Source organism: Sanguibacter sp. Leaf3 (assembly GCF_001425965.1).
GTDB classification, from domain to species: Bacteria; Actinomycetota; Actinomycetes; order Actinomycetales; family Cellulomonadaceae; genus Sanguibacter; species Sanguibacter inulinus.
In genome coordinates, this window is sequence record NZ_LMRH01000001.1 from 542,299 (window position 1) to 561,693 (window position 19,395).

Annotated in this window: 15 protein-coding genes; 5 read left to right on the forward strand and 10 right to left on the reverse strand. The window is 71.1% G+C overall.

The window, feature by feature from the left end; all coding sequences use genetic code 11:
• Positions 1-90 precede the first annotated feature (90 nt).
• The 7 genes from ASG53_RS02370 to pnuC all read right to left on the reverse strand — a co-directional run bounded on the left by ASG53_RS02370 (position 91) and on the right by pnuC (position 9,202).
• Positions 91-1,671 (reverse strand): AMP-binding protein, encoded by a 1,581-nt coding sequence (locus tag ASG53_RS02370; RefSeq protein ID WP_056127959.1) that lies wholly within the window; start codon positions 1,669-1,671, stop codon positions 91-93.
• Entirely contained in the window at positions 1,664-2,350 is a 687-nt protein-coding gene (locus ASG53_RS02375; protein ID WP_056127962.1) for a hypothetical protein, read from the reverse strand. The genes ASG53_RS02370 and ASG53_RS02375 overlap by 8 nt, the downstream gene beginning before the upstream one ends.
• On the reverse strand, positions 2,347-4,275 hold the full coding sequence (locus ASG53_RS02380; RefSeq protein ID WP_056127964.1) for a hypothetical protein: 1,929 nt from the start codon (positions 4,273-4,275) through the stop codon (positions 2,347-2,349). Before ASG53_RS02380 ends, ASG53_RS02375 begins: the two co-directional genes overlap by 4 nt.
• A complete protein-coding gene (locus ASG53_RS02385) occupies positions 4,272-5,525 on the reverse strand; it encodes a hypothetical protein (RefSeq protein WP_156382638.1) in 1,254 nt (417 codons plus the stop codon). The genes ASG53_RS02380 and ASG53_RS02385 overlap by 4 nt, the downstream gene beginning before the upstream one ends.
• Entirely contained in the window at positions 5,522-7,165 is a 1,644-nt protein-coding gene (locus ASG53_RS02390) for an AAA family ATPase (RefSeq protein WP_056127970.1), read from the reverse strand. The genes ASG53_RS02385 and ASG53_RS02390 overlap by 4 nt, the downstream gene beginning before the upstream one ends.
• A 187-nt stretch (positions 7,166-7,352) precedes the next feature.
• Complete coding sequence (locus ASG53_RS02395; protein WP_235533808.1) at positions 7,353-8,552, reverse strand: AAA family ATPase; 1,200 nt, start codon at positions 8,550-8,552, stop codon at positions 7,353-7,355.
• A 23-nt stretch (positions 8,553-8,575) separates the two neighbouring features.
• Positions 8,576-9,202: a nicotinamide riboside transporter PnuC gene (gene pnuC, locus ASG53_RS02400; RefSeq protein WP_056127972.1), complete on the reverse strand. Its 627-nt coding sequence runs from the start codon at positions 9,200-9,202 to the stop codon at positions 8,576-8,578.
• A 141-nt stretch (positions 9,203-9,343) separates the two neighbouring features.
• Here pnuC and ASG53_RS02405 point away from each other — a divergent pair, with 141 nt between their 5' ends.
• The 5 genes from ASG53_RS02405 to ASG53_RS02420 all read left to right on the forward strand — a co-directional run bounded on the left by ASG53_RS02405 (position 9,344) and on the right by ASG53_RS02420 (position 16,392).
• Positions 9,344-12,268 carry an FAD-binding and (Fe-S)-binding domain-containing protein gene (locus tag ASG53_RS02405; RefSeq protein ID WP_082543726.1) on the forward strand — a complete coding sequence of 975 codons (2,925 nt, stop codon included), beginning with the start codon at positions 9,344-9,346 and terminating at the stop codon, positions 12,266-12,268.
• 66 nt (positions 12,269-12,334) lie between these two features.
• Entirely contained in the window at positions 12,335-12,979 is a 645-nt protein-coding gene (locus tag ASG53_RS02410; protein ID WP_056127975.1) for an SDR family oxidoreductase, read from the forward strand.
• An 84-nt stretch (positions 12,980-13,063) separates the two neighbouring features.
• Complete coding sequence (locus ASG53_RS19290; RefSeq protein ID WP_082543727.1) at positions 13,064-14,701, forward strand: AAA family ATPase; 1,638 nt, start codon at positions 13,064-13,066, stop codon at positions 14,699-14,701.
• A gap of 144 nt (positions 14,702-14,845) precedes the next feature.
• Positions 14,846-15,193, forward strand: a complete 348-nt coding sequence (locus ASG53_RS02415; protein WP_056127979.1) for an MTH1187 family thiamine-binding protein — start codon at positions 14,846-14,848, stop codon at positions 15,191-15,193.
• Between the two features lie 92 nt (positions 15,194-15,285).
• On the forward strand, positions 15,286-16,392 hold the full coding sequence (locus tag ASG53_RS02420; protein ID WP_056127982.1) for a hypothetical protein: 1,107 nt from the start codon (positions 15,286-15,288) through the stop codon (positions 16,390-16,392).
• Here ASG53_RS02420 and ASG53_RS02425 read toward each other — a convergent pair.
• Genes ASG53_RS02425 through ASG53_RS02435 form a run of 3 tightly spaced genes read right to left on the reverse strand, consistent with a single transcriptional unit; the run spans position 16,371 to position 19,225 of the window.
• Positions 16,371-17,480 (reverse strand): alpha/beta hydrolase, encoded by a 1,110-nt coding sequence (locus ASG53_RS02425; protein ID WP_082543728.1) that lies wholly within the window; start codon positions 17,478-17,480, stop codon positions 16,371-16,373. The genes ASG53_RS02420 and ASG53_RS02425 overlap by 22 nt on opposite strands.
• The gene (locus ASG53_RS02430; RefSeq protein ID WP_056127986.1) at positions 17,477-18,436 is read right to left on the reverse strand and encodes a zinc-binding dehydrogenase; all 960 of its coding nucleotides are present in this window, start codon (positions 18,434-18,436) and stop codon (positions 17,477-17,479) included. The genes ASG53_RS02425 and ASG53_RS02430 overlap by 4 nt, the downstream gene beginning before the upstream one ends.
• 57 nt (positions 18,437-18,493) lie before the next feature.
• Positions 18,494-19,225 (reverse strand): maleylpyruvate isomerase N-terminal domain-containing protein, encoded by a 732-nt coding sequence (locus ASG53_RS02435; RefSeq protein ID WP_056127989.1) that lies wholly within the window; start codon positions 19,223-19,225, stop codon positions 18,494-18,496.
• Between the last annotated feature and the right edge of the window lie 170 nt (positions 19,226-19,395).

Below are 19,395 nucleotides of genomic sequence, written 5' to 3' on the forward strand. Positions count from 1 at the left end.
GTCCCCCACCCGACCCTGAGACCTGCCTGAGAGTCCTGTGGCTCGGACCCCGGGCCGCAGTGGTCTTCTCGCCGCTCCGCTGACCTGCGGCTATATGTCGAGGTCGCTGCTGAAGCGGCGCTTGGCCCCGGGTCCGAGGTCACGCGGGTCCGAGACCGTCGTGGTGAGGACAGGACGTCCCAGCAGCGCGGTCAGGGCTGTGTCGAGCGTGCTGAGCCCGGGCTGTGCGGGCACCGTCGCCACGGTGGGAGGCGTGGCCCGGGTCGGCAGCGCGGTGAGGTGGATCGTGCCGTCCGCTGCCTGGTGCAGATGCCAGGCGGCGAGCCCGTAGGCCTGCAGCAGCTGGGTGGTGTCGACCGACGGGACCCAGCGGCCGTCGGCCGTCTGGAAGCGGACGGCCGCCCGACCCTCGAGCCCGACGAGGACCGTCGCCCAGGTCCCCTCGGCGTCGCGCTCGCGGACGAGGGCAGCGGTGTCCCCGGTGCGGTACCGCAGCAGCGGGAGGTACGGGTTGTCGTCGACCGTGACGACCACGTCGCCCCGCTCGCCGTCGCGGACCGGCGTCCCGTGCTCGTCGAGGATCTCCACGTGGACGCGGCGGGGCAGCACAGTGTGGCGCGTCTGGCCGTCCGTCGTGCGGTCCCCGGTGAGGTCTGCGGCGACGAGCCCGGCCTCGCGGGTGCCGTAGACGTCGACGACGGGCGCTCCCCACCGCTGCTCGAGCCTTCGCCGTGCCCCCGGTGCCAGGTGGGCGGCGCCGGAGAAGACGACGAGAGGGTGCAGCTCGACGTCGAGGTCGGCGAGGGCGAGGAGCGACAAGGGGTTGCCGCTGAGCACCTGGGCGTCGGCGTCGGCGAAGAAGGCCTCGCGGTCACCGGGTGCGCGCCAGCCGTCAGGGTGCACGTTGACGCGGGCCATCGGCGCGCCACCCTTGGCCGTCAGGGCAGAGGCGTAGGTGAAGGCCGTGCGCTGGTCGACGACGTTGAGCAGGCACGTGCGTCCATGCTCGGCCTCCCAGGTCACTCCCGCCCGGGCGGCGAGGTCGGTGAGATAGACGACCTCGGCGGCGGTCGAGAGCGGGTGCAGCGGCACGACGAGCGCGGCCCCGGTGCTGCCCGAGCTCGACCCCTCGAGCACCCTGTCGAGGGGGACGTCGACGGGGACGAAGTCCGCGACCCCGCGCCCCAGGTCGTCGCGGGAGACGGGTGCTACGTCGTCCAGGCTGCGGGGTGCTCGGCCCTCACGGCGGGCGAGCGCCCTGTAGTGCGGGACTGTCGTCGAGACCCGCTGCACCAGCTCGTCGACCCACCCGGGGCGCGCCCACACCTCGCCCCTGGGCTCCCAGGACCTCTGTGCTGCGTCGGCGGCACGCTCTCGCAGCACCGGGAGGTCCTCGGGCATCACCCTGTCGCCGCAGACGTGCACCCACGCGGGGGCGTGCGGGTGGTCCCGCAGGGCCTGCATCCCCGCGAAGCCCTCGGCCGAGAGCGACGGCCACCGTTCCGTGTCGGTGAGCGCGACGGCCGAGAAGGCCTCGTACTCGGCGAGCGCGGGGTCGGGGACACCGCGGGGGAGGGCCTTCAGGTCGGGCCCGGCTGGGGAGGTGCGCTGGGGAGGGGCCGCTGACGGGCCGTTGGCGTGCGCGCCGGTGATGTCCTGCTCCTCAGACATGGCTCACCTGCGCCGCGGCCTCGCGGGCGCGCTTCTCGGCGAGCGCCCTGTTGAGCTCTTCGGTGCGGCGGGCCTCTTCGGCGAGCTGGGCGAGGACGAGGCTCTGGATCGCTGTGCTGACGGTCTGCCACCGGGCCTCGGCGTCGACGGCGGTCTCGTCGCCGGGGTGCAGACCGCAGGCACGCAGCACGGCGCGCGCGGCCTCTTCGCGGGTGGCCGTCGTGCTCGGCCACGTGGAGGGCTCGAGGACCGGGGCGAGGACCGTCGACAGGCGCGAGATCGCCGTGAGGGCCCAGTCGGTCGTCGCCTCTGGTCCCGTGAGCACGTCTGCGAGGACCGGGGTGCGCCGCAGAGCGGGGTCGGCCAGCACCCAGGAGGTGATCAGCGCGGCGCGTGCGCGCTGGTCGCCGAAGCCGCCCGGGGCCGAGAAGAAGGTCCGCAGCCAGGCGATCTGCTGCTGGGTCCGCACACCCCCCGGTGCGAGGTCGGCGAGGGTGTCGGAGACGACCGCGGCGGCGTCGACGTGCGCGCGGCCGGGTCGTGGGCTGCCGTCGCCGAGGGCACCGACGGCTGGCAGCCTGTCGGCGGGGGTCTGGGCGATCCGCTGCATCACGGTCGCGAGCGTCGGGCCGGGGCGCAGCGGCTGCGCGGGGTCGACGAGCCCGTCTCGTACGGTCATGCGTTCTGCCCCCAGAGGGTCCGGGCGAGGTCTCTCGCGAAGGGGACGACATCCTCCCAGGCCGACACCGTGTAGACGGCGTAGCCGGGAGCCATGTCGACGTAGCGGTCGGGTGGTCCTGCGACGTTGAGCACGAGCGATCCTCCGCCGCCGGCGGCCCGGACCGCTCGGGCCGCGCTCGTGGTGAGCGGCTCGAAGTCCTCGGGGAGGCTCCAGGCGCCGTCGGCGAACATGCTCACGACCCCGCTGTCCGAGATCACCGCGATGTGCCGACGCCGACGCCGGCTCCGGGCAGGGCTGCCCGCGCTCGCGGCGCTCCCGTTGCTGGCTTTGCTCCCCGCGCTCGCGGTGCTCCCGGTGCTCCCGGAGCGGTCGGCCTCGTCGAGGTGCGTCTGCTCGAGCAGCGGGATGGGGAAGGACGTGCTCCCGCCGAAGTACGCGACGACGGCTGACATCACGGCTGTCACGTCCCGGGTGAAGCCGTCGGTCCCGGCGATCTGCCCGGGACCGCTCCAGGTGGTCGCCTGCACGCGCGCGCCGCTGCGCAGGGCAGAGAGAGCGAGGACCGCGCCGGCCAGCGCGATCGGGGCAGGCTGGTGGCGAGGGTCGGGCATCGAGCCTGAGGAGTCCAGGTACAGGTCGAGGTCGACGGGCTGGTCGTCGGTCTCGGTCGAGGTGGTCGAGTCGAGGTGGCGCTGGACCGTCGTCATCCCGGGCACGACGACGGGTGAGGCGAGCATCGTCGCGGTCCAGTCGACGTCGGCGAGGTCGTCGCCCGTCTCCCACGGGTCGAGGCCGCCGAGCAGCGTCTCAGGAGCCGCGGGTGTGGCTGTCGTCGGGAAGGGGACGAGGTGACGGGCTGCGTGCTCCCGGTACCAGGCGATCGCCGCGGACTCGGGCGAGGTGGCGACCCCGAGCGACTGAAGCACAGCCGCGTAGTCGGCCGGGGTGAGCGTGCTCCCGGCGCTCTGGGACGCGACGGGGTCGCGCTGCAGCCCAGTCTGCGGTCCAGGGGTCGGCGAGGTCGAGTCCTCGGTTGCTGCGAGGGTGCCGACGACGCGCGGGTCGAGCGCCGGGTGGACGGGCGGGCGGAGGGCGTCCGCGGCTGTCGCCAGCCCGGGGACTGGCGTCCCTGGGTGCTCGTGCTGGGCGCAGGGCAGGTCGACGACGGTCTGCCCGCCGCCGCTCCCGGTGTCCCGTGCCAGGAACGGACGCAGGACCATGGCGAAGCCGCCGGCGCCGGCTGCGGGGTCGTCGGCGTAGGTCCGGACGAGCCTGGCGAGCACCTGTGCCTCGGCGTCAGCGTGCGGCCCGGGTCCGCTGAGCGTCCCCGCGGGGAGCGACCACAAGATCTCGTCCGTGCGCAGCAGGAGAGTCATGACCTCTCCCTGCGGCGGACCGAGCCTGCGCCACAGCCCGACCATGTCGATCCCGGCACGGGTCTGCAGCCTGTCGTTGATGAGCATGTCCGACCACAGGTTGGTCACCAGGCCGGCCCGGTGGTCCAGGTCGACCAGCCCCAGGCGGACCTGCGCCGTCATCCGGCCAGCCGTGAGCATGTCGGCCGGGGAGTAGACGTGGTGGCCGATCTCGTGCGCGAGGACAGCCACGGCGTGGTCTTCGATCCCCTCTGCGAGCACCTGCTCGAGATCGATCGACACCTCGACGTCGCCGAGGCTGAACCACGCGAAGCTCGTCGCCCCGCTCACCTCGCCAGCGCCGTGGAGCCGCGGTGGTCGCAGACGGGTGAAGCGGCCCCACGCGCCGAGCGCCTCGGGCCAGGCGGCCGTCCAGGCGGCCCTGAGCGATGCGTAGCGTGCGTCGTCTGGGCGGGGCGCGCGGGTGACGGGGAACGGGAGTGCCGCCGGGACCGCAGGAGCCTGGTCGGCGGAGGTCCCCGTCCCGCGACGACGACCGCCCCTCACGGCTGGTCCTGGGGGATGTCGTGAGAGGCGGCGCGAGCACGGTCCTCGCCTGCGCCGGTCCGCACGAGGTCGAGCCTGTACGACGTCGCGCGGCTCACCAGGACCATCCCTGCGCTGGTGACGCCCGCTCCGGTGACGGTGTCCTGAGCACCTAGGTGGGGTGCGACGGCGTCCACGAGCGCGGGGTCCGGCCGTACGGCCGCCAGCAGGCTGTCGAGCTCGGCAGCCGAGGTCGAGCGTCCCGCGCTCTCGCGCAGGACAGCGGTCCCGTGGACGTCGGCGACGACCGCCCAGACCTGGTCGTCAGCCGCGACCCGCCATGTCGGTGTGGCTGCGTCGACGGCACCCAGGACGACGGGGACACCGACCCACGGCCCGCCGCTCCCACGGAAGCCGCCGACCTGTCCGGTCCGACCAGCCGCCGGGGCACCGGGCCACCAGAAGGGGTCCGCAGCGCTGCGCGCCAGGACGTCCCGTGGACTGCCCGGGCCGTGTGCCGAGCCCCGTGAGCCGGGCAGCGCGGCACCTGCACCACGGGTCCCGGCTGCGCCGGAGGTCTCACCGCCGGCGCCGCTAGCACCGCCTGCACTGCCTGCGCCGCCCGCGCCCAAGCTCTCACCGACTCCAGCGACTCCAGCGACTCCATCTCCAGCACCGTCTGCAGAGGAGCTCTCGTCGACGGCACCGGCCAGGTCGAGGAGCCGTACGAGAGCAGCATCGGGGAGCGATCCTGCAGCAGCGAGCGCTGCGCCGCGCAGCCTCACGAAGCCCGATCTCCAGGCGGCGACCGCAGCCGCCGCACGCAGGGCGTCGTCGTCGTCGAGGTGCGCGTCGGCAGTGCAGAATCGTCGGCCCCACTCACCGAGGTCGGCCCCTCGGGCGACCCGTCCGGCTCCCTGGACGACGACATCGACGGTCACCTTCGGCGAGCGGCCCATGGCACGGGGCAGGAAGGGGACGACCCCCAGGAGCGCCCAGCGGTCGGCCGAGGACTCGTGCCACGCGCGACGCACGACGACGGCGCTCACGGCGTCGACGAGGACGGGCACGACCGCTGCGAAGGCTGACGGGTCTCCCATGGTCCGCGCGAGGTGGTCGGCCCCCGGACCCATCTCGAGCAGGGCGGTGCGCAGCGCGTCGGCTGACGCGCCGGCGGACCGAGCGGCGGCGACGCGAGAGTTGAGGACGTCGCGCTGCGCGACCAGCTCGCCCTGCCACGTGGGAGCGGCAGCCGTGGACTGGTCCATCACCGGTACCAGCGCAGCCACGTGAGGTAGTTGGTGTACCGCTGGTGCGCGTACTTGAGCACGAGGGCGTCCTCATAGACGTGACCGTGCAGCTTGCCGGCGCCCTCCCACCCAGCGAGGATCTGCTCGATCCGGCGCATCCTGTCGAGCACGACGTCCTCACCCAGGGAGTCGAGCCCGGCCTGCACCTGGTCGAGGACCTCGCCGACGGGGTCGTCCTGGTCCAGCCCGTACGCGTCGTACTGGGCGCACGCGTCGTCGAACATCGTCCGGATCCACGACACGCGGTCCGAGCGCAGCGGCTCGCGGTCGGCGTCGTCGAAGACCGTCGACTGCTGGTCCGGCACGAGCTTGTCGTGCAGCACGAAGGGCAGGACGGCGCGCAGGTCGTCGAGGCCGACGCTCGAGCGACCACGGAAGTAGGCCATCGCCTTCGCGTACGCCACGAGGGACTGCAGCGCCCGGACGGAGAGCCCGTTGAGGGTCTGGGCGCCGATGTCCGAGAGCTTGTCGCGCCCGGTGTCCGAGCTCGCCACGAGGTGCGGGTCGATCCCGGCGAGGCGCGCGGTGTCCTTCGTGCGGTACTCGAACTGCCACGCCGACCCCTCGAGCAGCTCGAGCTGGCTCGCGAAGAACTCGAGCCGTCGCCGGACGGGCCGCTCGATCTGCACGGCCGTGACCTCGCGGTGCAGGCGCTCGTGCTGCGCGTCGTCGAAGACGATCGACTCGGGCACGGCCCGCTCGGGGTGGATACCCTGCTCGGCCCGCGCCACGAGGTCGCCGAGGAACCTGTTGTTGAAGGGCAGCGCGTGCACCACCACGTCGATGCGGTCCCGCAGCGCCTCGACCACCTGGTACGTGCCGCCGCCGGCGTCGTCGTTGGCGGTGAGGTACCAGGCGGACTCGCCAGTCTCGTAGAACTGGTCGAAGACCTCGACGTACCCGTCCGCGAGGACCGTCAGCAGCGCCGACTGCGTGCGCGTCGGGATGCGGTTGTACTCGTCGACGATCTTCACGCGCATGCCCAGCCACGATCGCCAGGCGACGTCGACGTCGGCGAGCGAGTCTGCCTGCACGAGGTCCTTGGGCAACGGTGTGCCGAACATGTCGGAGACCGTGAGCTGTGGGTGACCGTGCTGCATCGCGCGGCGCACGTCCTGGATCGGGTACCCGGCCAGCACGCCCATGAGCACGGCGCTCGCGGTCTTCCCGCGACCCGGTCCGCCGATGAGCAGGCAGCGTCCTCGCACGGCGAAGGTGAGCAGCGGCAGCAGCACGAAGCTCGAGTAGGACTGGTCGGAGGGCAGCGTGAGCAGCGCCTTCGAGTCGCCGAGCCTGAAGCTCGTCTCCGGGGTCCCCGGTCCTGCGGAGAACTCGACGTCGTAGTGCGGGGAGATGATCGCGTGGTTGACGACCCAGAAGTACGCCTGCCGCAGCTTCTCCGCGAGGTCTGCGTCCTGCGAGCCCTCGGTGGGGGTCGCCGTGCCGAAGAGGTCCGCGACGTCGAGGTCGTAGTCGCCCTGCGTGCTGGACGTCCCGCCCGGGGCCGGCCGGGTCGGAGCGTCCGAGACGTGGCCGAGGGGCGATGCCGGAGACGGTCCGGACGAGGTCGCTGACGCGGGGCTGCTGGTGTGCTCTGTCACACGGGCGAGTCTGCCACGGGGTCACCGGCCCGTCAGGCCGTCGCAGTGCCGCTGGGGAGAAGGCCCCATCGCCGCTCTCTGTGGACGAGCACCAGGGCTGAGAACCTCAGCCCGAGCCCGAGCCCGAGCCCGAGCCCGAGCCCGAGCCCGAGCCCGAGCCCGAGCCGCCGCGCGTCTGTCGGGTGGCTCAGACCCTGCGGTCCGAGCCAGCCGGCGCCGGGGCTGTCGGGTCGGGCAGCGGGGCACCGACCTCCTGGCCGTGCTGGTCCATCGGCGGGGCCACCCACCGCGGCACCGCGACGAGGGCGTCGACCAGGCGGACCGCCTCGGCGAGCCGCTCCTCCCGGGTCCCGCGGAGCTCGACCCACGGGGCGCCGCCGTCCTCCTGCGCGGCGAGCTCCTCACGGAAGCGCTGCTGCATGCCGTGCCGGATGTGCTCGCCGTCGCGCAGACCGTCCTGCACGAAGGGGATCTCGTCGCCGGTCAGCAGGTAGAGGTCGGGCACGCGTGAGGCCGCGAGCTCCTGCACGGACGGAGAGGGCGTCCCCATGTACCGCTCGTGCCACAGGGTCGTCGCGAAGGCGTCGGTGTCGCAGACCACGAGGGGGAGCGGGGTGGTCGCCGCGGCATGGTCCTCCACCCGGCTCTGCTCCCGGGCGATCAGGTCGAACTCGGCCGTGTGCCACGGGGTCTCGAGCCCGCCCGGACGGACCTCGGACCACTCCCGCCCGAACTCCGGGACCGCGGGCAGCCCGTAGTGCGCCTGCAGGGCGTCGGCGAGGGTCGTCGTGCCCGTCGACTCCGCCCCGACCACCACCACCCGCCGCGCGAACCAGGCCCGCACGGCCGGCGGCAGCGCCCACCAGTGCGCCCCGGGGTCGGCCCGGACCGCCGAGCCGCTCACGCTCACAGCGGCGCGGCCCGGGTCGACCTGGACCCACGCCGCGTCGAAGCGGCGTGCCATCTCGGCTCCGTAGACGTCTGAGGTGAAGACGGCGTCGACAGGGGCGCTGACCGAGCACCCGGGCACGCAGCCGGCGTCTAGCAGGTCCTTCATCACCTGGACGTGCGCCTGCCACGCGTCGTGGGACTCGTAGTCGACGGGCGCGTCGTCGAGCCCGGTGACGACGTGCGCGCCCGGGAGCTCGTCGCGCAACCACTGTGCTCGCAGGTCTGCCGGGATCGACTCCTGCGACGACCACAGCACCTGCACGGTGACGTGCTCGCACTGCGCGAGCGCCGTGCGCACGAGGTTCAGGTGCCCTGCGTGCACGGGGTAGAACTTGCCGATGACGAGGCCGTGCCGGAACCGCTGCCGCAGCCCCTGCTCCTCGACGGACGCCCCGTCAGCCCTGTCAGCGCTGTCAGCACCGCGCGTCCCTCCCACGCTGCTGGTGCTCTGCCCGCCGGTCACCGCGACGACCCCGGAGCCGGAGCACCGGGTCGAGGCTCGGCGAGGAGCGCGTCGTCCGCATCCTCCGACCTGAGCAGCGCGACCTTCCAGTCCCGCAGCCCCAGCAGGCAGAGCCCGATGAATCCTGCGTAGAGCACGGCGGTCAGGTACAGACCCGACGACAGGTAGAGCCAGACGAAGATCACGTCCGCGACGATCCACACCACCCAGTTGCCGATCCACTTACGACCGAGCATGAGCTGCGCGACGAGGCTCAACGAGGTGGTCACCGAGTCGAGCCACGGGCTCGACGCGTCGGTCCAGGTGCTCAGCACCCAGGCGAGCAGCCCGACGAGGACGACCACGGTCACCGCGGCTGCAGGCCACACCCATCGCGGGGTCCGGCGCACGGCGAGCGTGCCGCCACCGGTCCCTCCGCGGAGCCACCAGTACCAGCCGAGGCTGGCCAGCACGAGGTACACGACCTGGAGCCCCGCCCCGGCGTAGAGCCCCGTCGAGGCGAACAAGATGATGTAGACACCGTTGTTGACGATGCCGACGGGGAAGGTCCAGACGTTCTGTCGTACGGCCAGGTACACGCACACGGCACCGGTGACGAACCCGATGATCTCTTCGGCAGACATGCGGACAAGATTCCCACACGCCAGCCCGGCACCTGTGCGCCACTCAGATGCTCGCGCGCCAGGACGCGACCCCGGCCCGCGCAGGCGTCCGGAGAGTGGTTGGCGCGCGAGGTCCCGCGCGGGCGGTGGAAGAATGCGCGTGTGGCTACCCCGGTAGAGGTTGAGATCAACGGTCCCGACGGCACCCCGCGCACCGTCCGGTCCGCAGACGCGCACGCAGACCTCGTCGCGTCGCTCCGCAGAGCCGTCGACGGCGAGGTCTCCGACTCGACTCTCCGCCGTGCCGAGTACTCCTCGGACGCCTCCAACTACCGCGTCGTGCCGCAGGTCGTCGTGGTGCCGAAAGACGTCGACGACGCGCTCGCGGCCATCACCGTCACCCGTGAGGCCGGTGTCCCGCTGACCACCCGCGGGGCAGGCACCTCGTGCGCCGGCAACTCTGTGGGCCCGGGCGTGGTGATCGACTTCTCCCGCCACGTCAACACGATCCACCACCTCGACGTCGAGAACCGCACCGCACGCATCGACCCCGGCGTGGTCATGTCCTCCCTGCAGAAGGTCGCCGCGCCGCACGGCCTGCGCTTCGGCCCCGACCCGTCGACCCAGAACCGCGCGACCCTCGGCGGGATGATCGGCAACAACGCCTGCGGTCCGCACGCCGTCGCCTACGGGCGCACGGCCGACAACGTCATCGAGCTCGACGTCGTCGACGGCCTGGGCCGCCGCTTCACAGCGGGGGCCGACGGTCAGGGCGTCGACAGGGTGCCCGGGCTCGGCGAGCTCGTCACCACCAACATGGCCCTGCTGCGCACCGAGCTCGGCCGCTTCGGCCGCCAGGTGTCCGGCTACTCTCTCGAGCACCTCCTGCCGGAGAACGGCACGAATCTCGCCAAGGCTCTCGTCGGGACCGAGGGCACCGTCATGTCGATCCTCGGTGCGACGGTGAACCTCGTGCCGATCGCCGGTGCACCGACCCTCGTGGTCCTCGGCTACCCGGACATGCCGAGCGCGGCCGACGCCGTCCCCGCGCTCCTCACGCACTCGCCGCTCGCCGTCGAAGGTCTCGACGCCCGGCTGGTCGACGTCGTGCGCCGCGCCAAGGGCGCAGGCTCGGTCCCCGAGCTCCCGCCGGGCGGCGGCTGGCTCATGGTCGAGGTCGGCGGGACCACCGCGCAGGAGGCTCTCGCCAACGCCGAGGCCATCGTCCGAGACTCCGGCACGACCGCGACGCGCATCCTCCCGGCAGGCCCGGAGGCCACGGCCATGTGGCAGATCCGTGCCGACGGCGCCGGCCTCGCCGGACGCACGCCCTCTGGCGCGCAGGCCTGGCCAGGCTGGGAGGACTCGGCCGTCCCGCCCGTCCACCTGGGTGCCTACCTGCGCGACCTCGACGCACTCATGGCGCGGTACGGCGTCGACGGTCTGCCCTACGGCCACTTCGGCGACGGCTGCGTGCACCTGCGCATCGACATCCCGCTCGAGGCCTCGGGCGACGTCCTGAGGTCCTTCATGACCGAGGCTGCTGCGCTCGTCGGCACCTACGGGGGGTCGCTCTCGGGCGAGCACGGCGACGGCCGCGCCCGCTCGGAGCTGCTGCCCTCGATGTACTCGGCCGAGGCCATCAGCGTCTTCGAGCAGTTCAAGGCGCTCTTCGACCCCCACGACCTGCTCAACCCGGGCGTGCTCGTGCGTCCCGACGCCGTCGACGCGCACCTGCGCCGCCCGGCCGCCAAGCCTGTCGCGCTCTCGGGCGGCTTCGGCTTCGGCCACGACGGCGGCGACTTCACCACCTCGGTCCACCGCTGCGTCGGCGTCGGCAAGTGCCGCGCGGACTCGACCGCCGCGGGCGGTTTCATGTGCCCCTCGTACCTCGCGACCAAGGACGAGAAGGACTCGACCCGCGGCCGCGCCCGCGTGCTCCAGGAGATGGCCAACGGCACCCTGGTCACCGGGGGCTGGCGCTCGCCCGAGGTGCACGAGGCCCTCGACCTCTGCCTGTCCTGCAAGGCCTGCTCGAGCGACTGCCCGGCCGGGGTCGACATGGCCCAGTACAAGTCGCAGGTGCTGCACGAGTCCTACAAGGGCCGGCTGCGTCCGATGAACCACTACGTGCTCGGCTGGCTGCCCCGCTGGGCGCGCCTGGCGAGCCGCATGCCGCGCCTGGTCAACCTCGCGCTGAGCGTCAAGCCGCTCGCGAAGCTGTCCCTCACCATCGGCGGCATGGACACCCGGCGCTCGATCCCGTCCTTCGCCGAGGTCCCCTTCCGCACGTGGTGGAAGCGTCAGGGCACCCAGCTCGCCGCGGGCTCGCGAGGCGCGGGTACGACGACCGAGCGCCGAAAGCCCAAGGTCGTCCTGTGGACGGACTCCTTCAGCGACTCCCTCGCCCCGTCGGTCCCCGAGGCCGCCGTCAAGGTCCTGCTCGCCGCTGGTTATGACGTCGTCGTCCCCGAGGGCGAGGCCTGCTGCGGTCTTACCTGGATCAGCACGGGCCAGCTCGACGGCGCCAAGAAGAAGCTGTCGACGCTCCTCGACACCCTCGGTCCCTTCGCCGTCAACGGCGTGCCCATCGTCGGCCTCGAGCCGTCGTGCACAGCCGTGCTGCGCTCGGACCTGCTCGACCTCTTCCCCGACGACCCGCGCGCCCACGCCGTCTCGACAGCCACGCACACCCTCGCCGAGCTGCTCACCGACCCGCAGACGCGCCCGGCCGAGGACTCCGGCTGGGCCATGCCCGACCTCTCCGACGTCACGGCCGTCGTGCAGCCGCACTGCCACCAGTACTCGGTCATGGGCTACAAGACCGACGAGGCCCTGCTCGTCGGGGCCGGCGCGAAGATCCGCACCCTCGCCGGCTGCTGCGGCCTCGCCGGGAACTTCGGCATGGAGAAGGGCCACTACGACGTCTCGGTCGCCGTGGCTGAGAATGCGCTCCTGCCCGCTCTGCGAGAGGCTGAGGAGGGCGACGTCTTCCTCGCTGACGGATTCTCCTGCCGCACCCAGGCCGACGACCTCGCCGGGGTGAAGGGCAAGGCGCTCGCCGAGCTCCTCGCCGACAGGCTCTGAACCGTCGGACGGCAGACGTCGCAGGTCGTCGTCACGGCCGTCACCCCACTGCCTGAGAGGAGCACCATGACCCGCATCGTCATCGTCGGAGGGCACGGCAAGATCGCGCTCAAGCTGGCCACGCTGCTCACCACCGCCGGCCACGAGGTCACCTCGCTCGTGCGCAACCCGGACCACCGCGACGACGTCGCCGCCACGGGCGCTGCGCCCGTCGTCGCCGACGTCGAGAAGCTCAGCACCTCGTCGATCGGCGACGTGATCGCCGGGCACGACGTGGTCGTCTGGTCCGCGGGAGCCGGCGGGGGCTCGCCCGAGCGCACCTACGCGGTCGACCGCGACGCGGCGATCCGCTCGATCGACGCAGCCGTCGCATCAGGCGTCCCGCGCTACGTGATGGTCTCGTACATGGGTGCCGGACCGGACCACGGGGTGCCCGAGGACAACTCCTTCTTCGCCTACGCCGAGTCCAAGGCCGCGGCCGACGAGCACCTGCGCCAGTCCTCGCTCGGCTGGACGATCCTCGGTCCGAGCAGCCTCACGGACGACCCGGGCACCGGGTCCATCGAGGTCGGCGACGACCTCGAGTCCGGCTCCGTCCCGCGCGACGACGTCGCCGCTGTCGCCGCAGCCGTCATCGAGGCCCCGGCCTCGGTCGGCCGCACGATCCAGTTCAACTCAGGTCCGACCCCGATCAGCGACCTCTTCGACTGACCCTTTGAAGCGTTTCCACCGTGCGTCTGGGCCTACGTAGCTTTCTTTCCTGCTCGGCTGGAGGCCTCAGATAGGATAGGCACCATGGATGATGAGGGCGCGCGCGCGGAGCCGATAGCGCAGTGGGAGATTCCTTCTAGAGCAGGATCCCTGAATTTGGAGGCCAAAGCTGGCGAGGTGATGGTTTTCGTTGGTGCGAATGGTTCAGGAAAATCGGCACTGGCCGCCAGTTTCTCTTCAGTGACCCCTGCAGGAAAATTACAGAGGGTCCTCGCGCATCGAAAACTGTGGTTTCAAAATTCCGGACCGGACATAAGCGCCTCGGGTCGAGAGCAGTTTGAGCAGCAATTGGTGTATTTTAATCAGGCGCCCGAGTCGCGGTATATCGATCGTTCTGCCAACCAGAGAACGGATGTGGCTCTTTTTGACTTTCTTGGAAAGGTCGCTTCCGAAGATCATCGAATCGCACGACTATCGCAGCAGGATCGGATGTCACCTGACGAGATTGATTCAGTGATGGGGGCTCGAGTCTTCGACAAACTTGAGGCTGTCCTGTCAGCAGCGGGGCTAAATGTTCGGATTGAAATCCGGGGCGGACAGTCATTTAGCGCGGTCCACCGTGGGAACGGCGGTGAATACTCGATATCCAGGATGTCGGATGGTGAGAGGGCGGCTCTTCTGCTATCAGCCGAGGTGCTTTCTGCGCCTGACTCGTGCGTAATAATTTTGGATGAGCCAGAAAGGCATTTGCATCGTTCCGTCTCGGCGGGACTAATTGAAGCACTTTTGGACGCAAGAGCGGATTGCTGCTTCGTTGTGATGACCCACGACCTTGACTTAGCTTCGAGCCTGAATGCCCGTTCCGGGGAGACCTTTGCGGTCCTCGGACTCGAATGGGTCGGAGAGGAAGTTGCTTATTGGGATATCCAGCGAGTACGCGAAGACGAATCACTCACGGAGTCGGCACGCAGGGCGATTCTCGGGGGTCGGCAGAGGATACTATTCGTTGAGGGGGCTGACGGGAGTATCGACTATTCCTTGTATCGTCACCTCTTCCCAGGGTGGACAATCGCCGCAGCCGGAGGGTGTGAATGGGTGATTCGAAGCGTAGAGGGCTTGCGCTCTGCGGCTGCTCACCATTGGGTGCATGCCGCAGGGGTGATTGATGGAGACGGGCGAGAGGAAACGGAGCGATTGGCGCTTGCTTCGAAAAACGTTTGGGTGCTCCCGTGCTCCGAGGTGGAGAGTCTCTATTATCTTCCGGAAGTTATACGCGTGGTGGCTCGGCGTCGCGCTGCCGCAGACGGAACCGTTTGGTCGGATCTCTACGAAAAGGCAATATCTGAAGGTTTGCGAGCCCTTCGTTCTGCAGGCGTCGTTGAGCGGCTCGCCTTAGATCTGGCGAAGAAAGTAGCTTTCCGAAAGATTCGAGACTTTATAATGCCTGATCTTCGGGAGGCCTCGATAGAGGTCAAATTCTCCTCGCCGTACGACGGTATTCTTACAAGGCTCCGCGAACAGCTTGCAAGCGACGATTTCGCAGCCATCGTTCGCGAGGTCTCATTTCGAGATTCAGGTTTTAGGTCCGCCATAGCGAAGGCGCTCGGATTTCAAAAGTATTCCCTATACGAAAATGCTGCTTTGCACGCGATAGGTCAGGAGTCTGCTCTCGCGGATGCGATACGACGCGAGATGGAGGTGGGCGGGCTGCCCTTGTCTTAACTGATCGATCACGGCCAGAGCGCGATCTAGATATGTCAGCGGCATCTAAGGGTGGAGATGTACGCCGCCGGCTGCAACGCGGCTTCCGCTGTCGACCGCCCTCTCCCACTGTCGCCCCACGCCGGGCGGTGGCACGATGGGCGGATGCTCTTCGCCTTCTCTGTCGCCCCGCTCGGTGCTGGGGAGTCCGTCACGGACTCCGTCGCCGAGGCCGTCCGCATCGTCCGTGAGTCCGGTCTGCCCAACCGCACCGACTCGATGTTCACGACCATCGAGGGGGAGTGGGACGAGTGCATGGACGTCATCAAGCGCGCGACCGAAGCGGTCGGCGCCGGCGGGCACAGGGTCTCGCTCGTGGTGAAGGCTGACATCCGCCCCGGGCACACCGGCGAGCTCGACGGCAAGGTCGAGCGTGTCGAGGCACGGCTCGCGGCCTCGACGGGCAGCGCGACAGGCAGCACAGACAGCGGGACGCGGTCCGACCGCGTGTGACATGGACCTCCGCCGCGCAGGTCTGGTCCTGCTCCACCTACGAGGGTCCCACGACCCTGTCGCTGTGAGGTCGGGATCGCTACCCTGTGGGGATGCCCCTGTTCGACCTCGAGGGTGGCGCGCGCGCCGAGCCCGTGACGACGATGCGCCCTGACGACGCCTCGTTCGGGCAGGTCCTCTCGGTCGTCCTCGAGCACCTCCCGACGCTGCTCGGCGAGCGGCTCTTCATGACCCTCGAGCGTGAGGCGGCTCCGGCCGCCCTCGGTGATGGTGCCGCGACGGTGCTCGCGATCGACGCCGCAGGCGACCCGGTGGTCGTCCAGGCCGTGCCGCTGCTCGCCGCCCAGCATCTCGTCGTCGCGCTCCGAGGTGCCGGACGGGCCTCGGGGATCACCCGGCGAGCCTTCGCCGCGTCCTATGCCCAGGGGCCCGACAGGTTCCACCGTGACCTCGCCGCGTTCTTCGACCGGGACGGCGCACCGCGCGCGACGGGATCAGGCCGCACGGCCCGCCTGGTCCTGGTCTGCTCGGAGATCGACGACGACGCTGTCGAGGCGGTCTCGTTCCTCTCGGTCGACGCCGCGCGGGTACAGGTCCTCACGGTCGGGGTCGTCGAGGGGGCGAACGGTCGACGTCTGCTCGACGTGTCGTCCTTGCGGCCCGGAGAGCTCGGGGCCCGTCAGACGGTCTCGCTCGACCTGAGCACTCCCGGCGCCGACCCTGACGTCCGCCCGCAGGCGCCAGCCGAGACGACGTCCGCGCCTGGCCAGAGCCCCGCCGAGGCGCAGCCTCTCCATGCCTTCGGACGCAGCGGCCCGCAGCCAGCAGGGCCGGATCCAGCGCCCCGGCGTGAACGTTCCTACCCGGTCTACGACTCGCCCCCGCAGGACGGTGAGCCCGTCGAGACGAGCGCCGCGCCCCCCGTCGACGCCCGGCTCGCCCTCGTCGCGCGCACTCTCCAGGCACCGCTCGACCTCGTGTGGGTCCGGCACCGCCGCGGCGAGCGTCTCGAGGTGGTCCTGGGCCTCGACGGTCTGCTGCACGCCCCGGACGGCGCGAGCTTCGGCGACCCCGACGCAGCCGTGCAGGCGCTGTCCGGCTCGTCGTCCTCGAACGGCTGGCGGGTCTGGCGCGCGGGCGAGGCAGGACCGAGCCTCGACGAGCTCGTCTCAGAGGCTCAGGAGTCCGACCAGCCGTAGGCGCTCGCCCACCGCTGTATCTGCGCGTAGTACATGCTGCGCACAGGCAGGGCAGACAGGGCGAGGTCGTGGACAGCCCCGGCGATCCGGGCCACCGTGACTGTCGGCCCGAGCTGGACGGCCCGCCGGACGATGGCCTCCACGTCGAGCACGGAGTCGGCCGAGCGCATGTCCTCCGACCACCGCGGCGAGATCACGGTCTTCGACGAGGCCATCATCAGGACAGGCTGCGTGATGCGCAGCCCACGGGCCACCTCGGCGTGGCCGGCGATGATCGCCCGCAGCCACCCGGCCCGGACGGGGAAGGTCGGGGTGGGCCGCCAGCGCTCGTCGAACTCCCACTCTCCACCGTCGGACCTGCGGATGGTGCGTGCGTAGTTTCCGGTGTCGATGTTGGGCAGCGGGGCCTTCGCCTGGAACCTGGCGAGCTGCGTGATCGCGGGCGTCGAGACCGTGCGGACCACGGACGAGCCCTGCAGCTCGAGCCACGGGCTGTTGAGGACCAGGCCCGAGGTCTGGCCGGGGTGCCGGTCTGCCCACAGCACGGCCGTGAGCCCACCTGTCGAGTGGCCGTGCAGCATGACGGCCGTGTGCGGACCGAGGTCGACCCGGATCTCGGCCAGGGCTGCGGCGAGGTCTTCGTCGTAGGTGCGCAGCGTCGTCACGTAGCCGGGAGTCTGGCCGGGGCGCAGGCTCCGGCCGTACTTGCGCAGGTCGAGCGCGTAGAAGGCGACACCCTGCCGGTGCCAGAACTCTGCGGTCTCGGTCTGGAAGAAGTAGTCGGACCACCCGTGCACGTAGAGGACGGCGCGGGCCGAGCGCACGGCGTCCGGCGGACGGTACCGCACCAGGGAGGCGACGACGGGCCCCTCGTCGTCGGGGGTGAGCTCGAGGGTCCGCACCTCGTAGGGCTCGCCGAGGACGTCCTGCTCCCAGCCCGCGCCGCGCGTGCGCGGCGACGCGGCCCGCGTCCGGCGGGCGAGCTCGTGCGCGACCACGTCGGAGATGTGCGCGTCGAGGGCCGGCACGACACCCTCGGGGGTCTCGGCACGCGACAAGAACCTCGGCAGCGGGACCCGGTCCGTCATGGCGTCAGGACGATCTTGCCGACGTGCTCCCCGCCGGCGAGCCGGGTCACGGCGTCGCGCGCCCCGCTGAGCGGGTAGGTCCGGTCGATGCGGGGGCGCAGGTCGGTGCGCACCATGAAGGCCAGCAGGTCAGACAGCTCGTCGCGGGTGCCCATGGTGGCGCCGAGCACCGAGATCTCGTTGAAGAAGATCCGCGTGAGCTCAGCGGCTGTGGGGTCCCCGGAGGTGGCCCCGGCGACCACGATGGTCCCGCCGGGCCGGACGGAGCGGACCGAGTGCGACCAGGTCGCTGCGCCGACCGACTCGATCACCGCGTCGACCCGGTGCGGGAGCCGAGCACCGCTCTCGAGGACGTGCGCGGCTCCGAGGGCTGCGGCAGCTGCACGCTTCGTGCCGGACCGGCTGGTGACGATCACCTCGAGACCGGCTGCCGCGCCGAGCGCGACCGCCGCCGTGGCGAGACCACCGCCAGCCCCCTGCACCAGGACGCTCTGCCCCGGGGTGAGCCGGGCCGACCTGAACAGCATCCTGTACGCGGTGAGCCACGCCGTCGGGATGCACGCGGCCTCTTCGAAGGAGAGGTCCGAGGGCATGGGCACCAGGTTGTGGGTCGGCACGCTCACCTGCTCGGCCAGGGTGCCGTCGTACCTCTCCGAGAGCAGGGTGCGCGGCTCGTCCGGACCGACGCCGTGGCCGTCCGCGCCGATCACCGCGTGCACGACGACAGCGGACCCGTCGGGTGCGTAGCCCGCGGCGTCGGTGCCGAGGATCATCGGGAGCTGCTCGGCCCGCAGACCGACGCCGCGCAGCGACCAGAGGTCGTGGTGGTTGAGGCTGGCGGCGCGGACGTCGACGGTCGTCCACGCGTCGCGTCTCGCCGGCTCAGGCCTGTCACCGACCTCGAGGCCGTCTGCGGGCGAGTCGGGCGAGAAGCGCGTCACGGATGCGGCAAGCATGGACCCAACGTACAGCGCACGCGCTCGGCGCGACGGGGACCAAGGTCGACGTCCTGGTCAGAGGATCGGCAGCATCCGCCCGAGGTCGGGCACGCCGCCGGCGGTGTCCTGCGAGGCGAGCGCGCGGGCGAGGTCGTCGACGTCGTAGGGGGTCCGGCCTGTGGCCAGCCTGATCCACAGGCCCGCGTCGGTCACCTCGAGCGAACCGGCGCCGCGCCGCACGACGATGTCGAGCAGCTCTTCGGCGACGATCCGCTGCGCCGTCCGGTCGATCGGGTTCGCCGAGCCCGCCGAGCCGACGACCCCCGCGAGCGACGCGACGAGGTCCTCGGCGTGGACCACGAGCTCGACGAGGCGCGACATCGCCATGTCTCGCAGCCGGATGGGGCCGCGGCGGGCCTGGACGACCCTGTGCCCGTCGGGGCCGAGAGCGTCCAGGGCGGCGAAGGCCTTCTGGGCTCGCGCCTCGACCTCGACGAGCGGTGCGTGCGCGATCTCCGCGGCGAGCGCACGGGTGACCTGGTCGATGTCTGCGGCCCGCTCGGGGTAGGTCCCGAGGTACTCGGCGAGGGTCAGCGGCACCGTGCCCGCGGGGGCCGGCGTGCACACAGCCAAGGCCTCCATCGCCCGGCCGAGGTGTGCCACGAGCTCACCGTTCGTCCAGCCGTCTAGGCTCGACGGTCGGTCCCGTGTGCCCAAGAGGTCGTCACCGAGAGGTGCGACCCACGCACGCAGGAGGGACCACTGGTTCGTCAGGGCTGCGGAGATCTGCGCGAGGTCGGCTGTCATGAGGACATGGTGCCGCACCGGACCCCGACCTGTCGTCGGCGTGTCTCAGACCGCAGACGTGGGGCCTGCTGGTGCCGTCTCGAGGTGCGCTCGCGCAGCAGTGCCCGAGCTTGGAGGTGCACACATACACCTAGACGTTTCGTCCCGTCCACTTCGAGCTCCACCCAAAC

Excerpts from the sequence above, each read along its gene's own strand:
- ASG53_RS02435 (WP_056127989.1), bottom strand. The coding sequence starts at position 19,225 with ATGACAGCCGACCTCGCGCAGATCTCCGCAGCCCTGACGAACCAGTGG.
- ASG53_RS02410 (WP_056127975.1), top strand. The coding sequence starts at position 12,335 with ATGACCCGCATCGTCATCGTCGGAGGGCACGGCAAGATCGCGCTCAAG.
- ASG53_RS02425 (WP_082543728.1), bottom strand. The coding sequence starts at position 17,480 with ATGACGGACCGGGTCCCGCTGCCGAGGTTCTTGTCGCGTGCCGAGACC.
- pnuC (WP_056127972.1), bottom strand. The coding sequence starts at position 9,202 with ATGTCTGCCGAAGAGATCATCGGGTTCGTCACCGGTGCCGTGTGCGTG.
- ASG53_RS02375 (WP_056127962.1), bottom strand. The coding sequence starts at position 2,350 with ATGACCGTACGAGACGGGCTCGTCGACCCCGCGCAGCCGCTGCGCCCC.
- ASG53_RS02370 (WP_056127959.1), bottom strand. The coding sequence starts at position 1,671 with ATGTCTGAGGAGCAGGACATCACCGGCGCGCACGCCAACGGCCCGTCA.
- ASG53_RS02420 (WP_056127982.1), top strand. The coding sequence starts at position 15,286 with ATGCCCCTGTTCGACCTCGAGGGTGGCGCGCGCGCCGAGCCCGTGACG.
- ASG53_RS02415 (WP_056127979.1), top strand. The coding sequence starts at position 14,846 with ATGCTCTTCGCCTTCTCTGTCGCCCCGCTCGGTGCTGGGGAGTCCGTC.
- ASG53_RS19290 (WP_082543727.1), top strand. The coding sequence starts at position 13,064 with ATGGATGATGAGGGCGCGCGCGCGGAGCCGATAGCGCAGTGGGAGATT.
- ASG53_RS02430 (WP_056127986.1), bottom strand. The coding sequence starts at position 18,436 with ATGCTTGCCGCATCCGTGACGCGCTTCTCGCCCGACTCGCCCGCAGAC.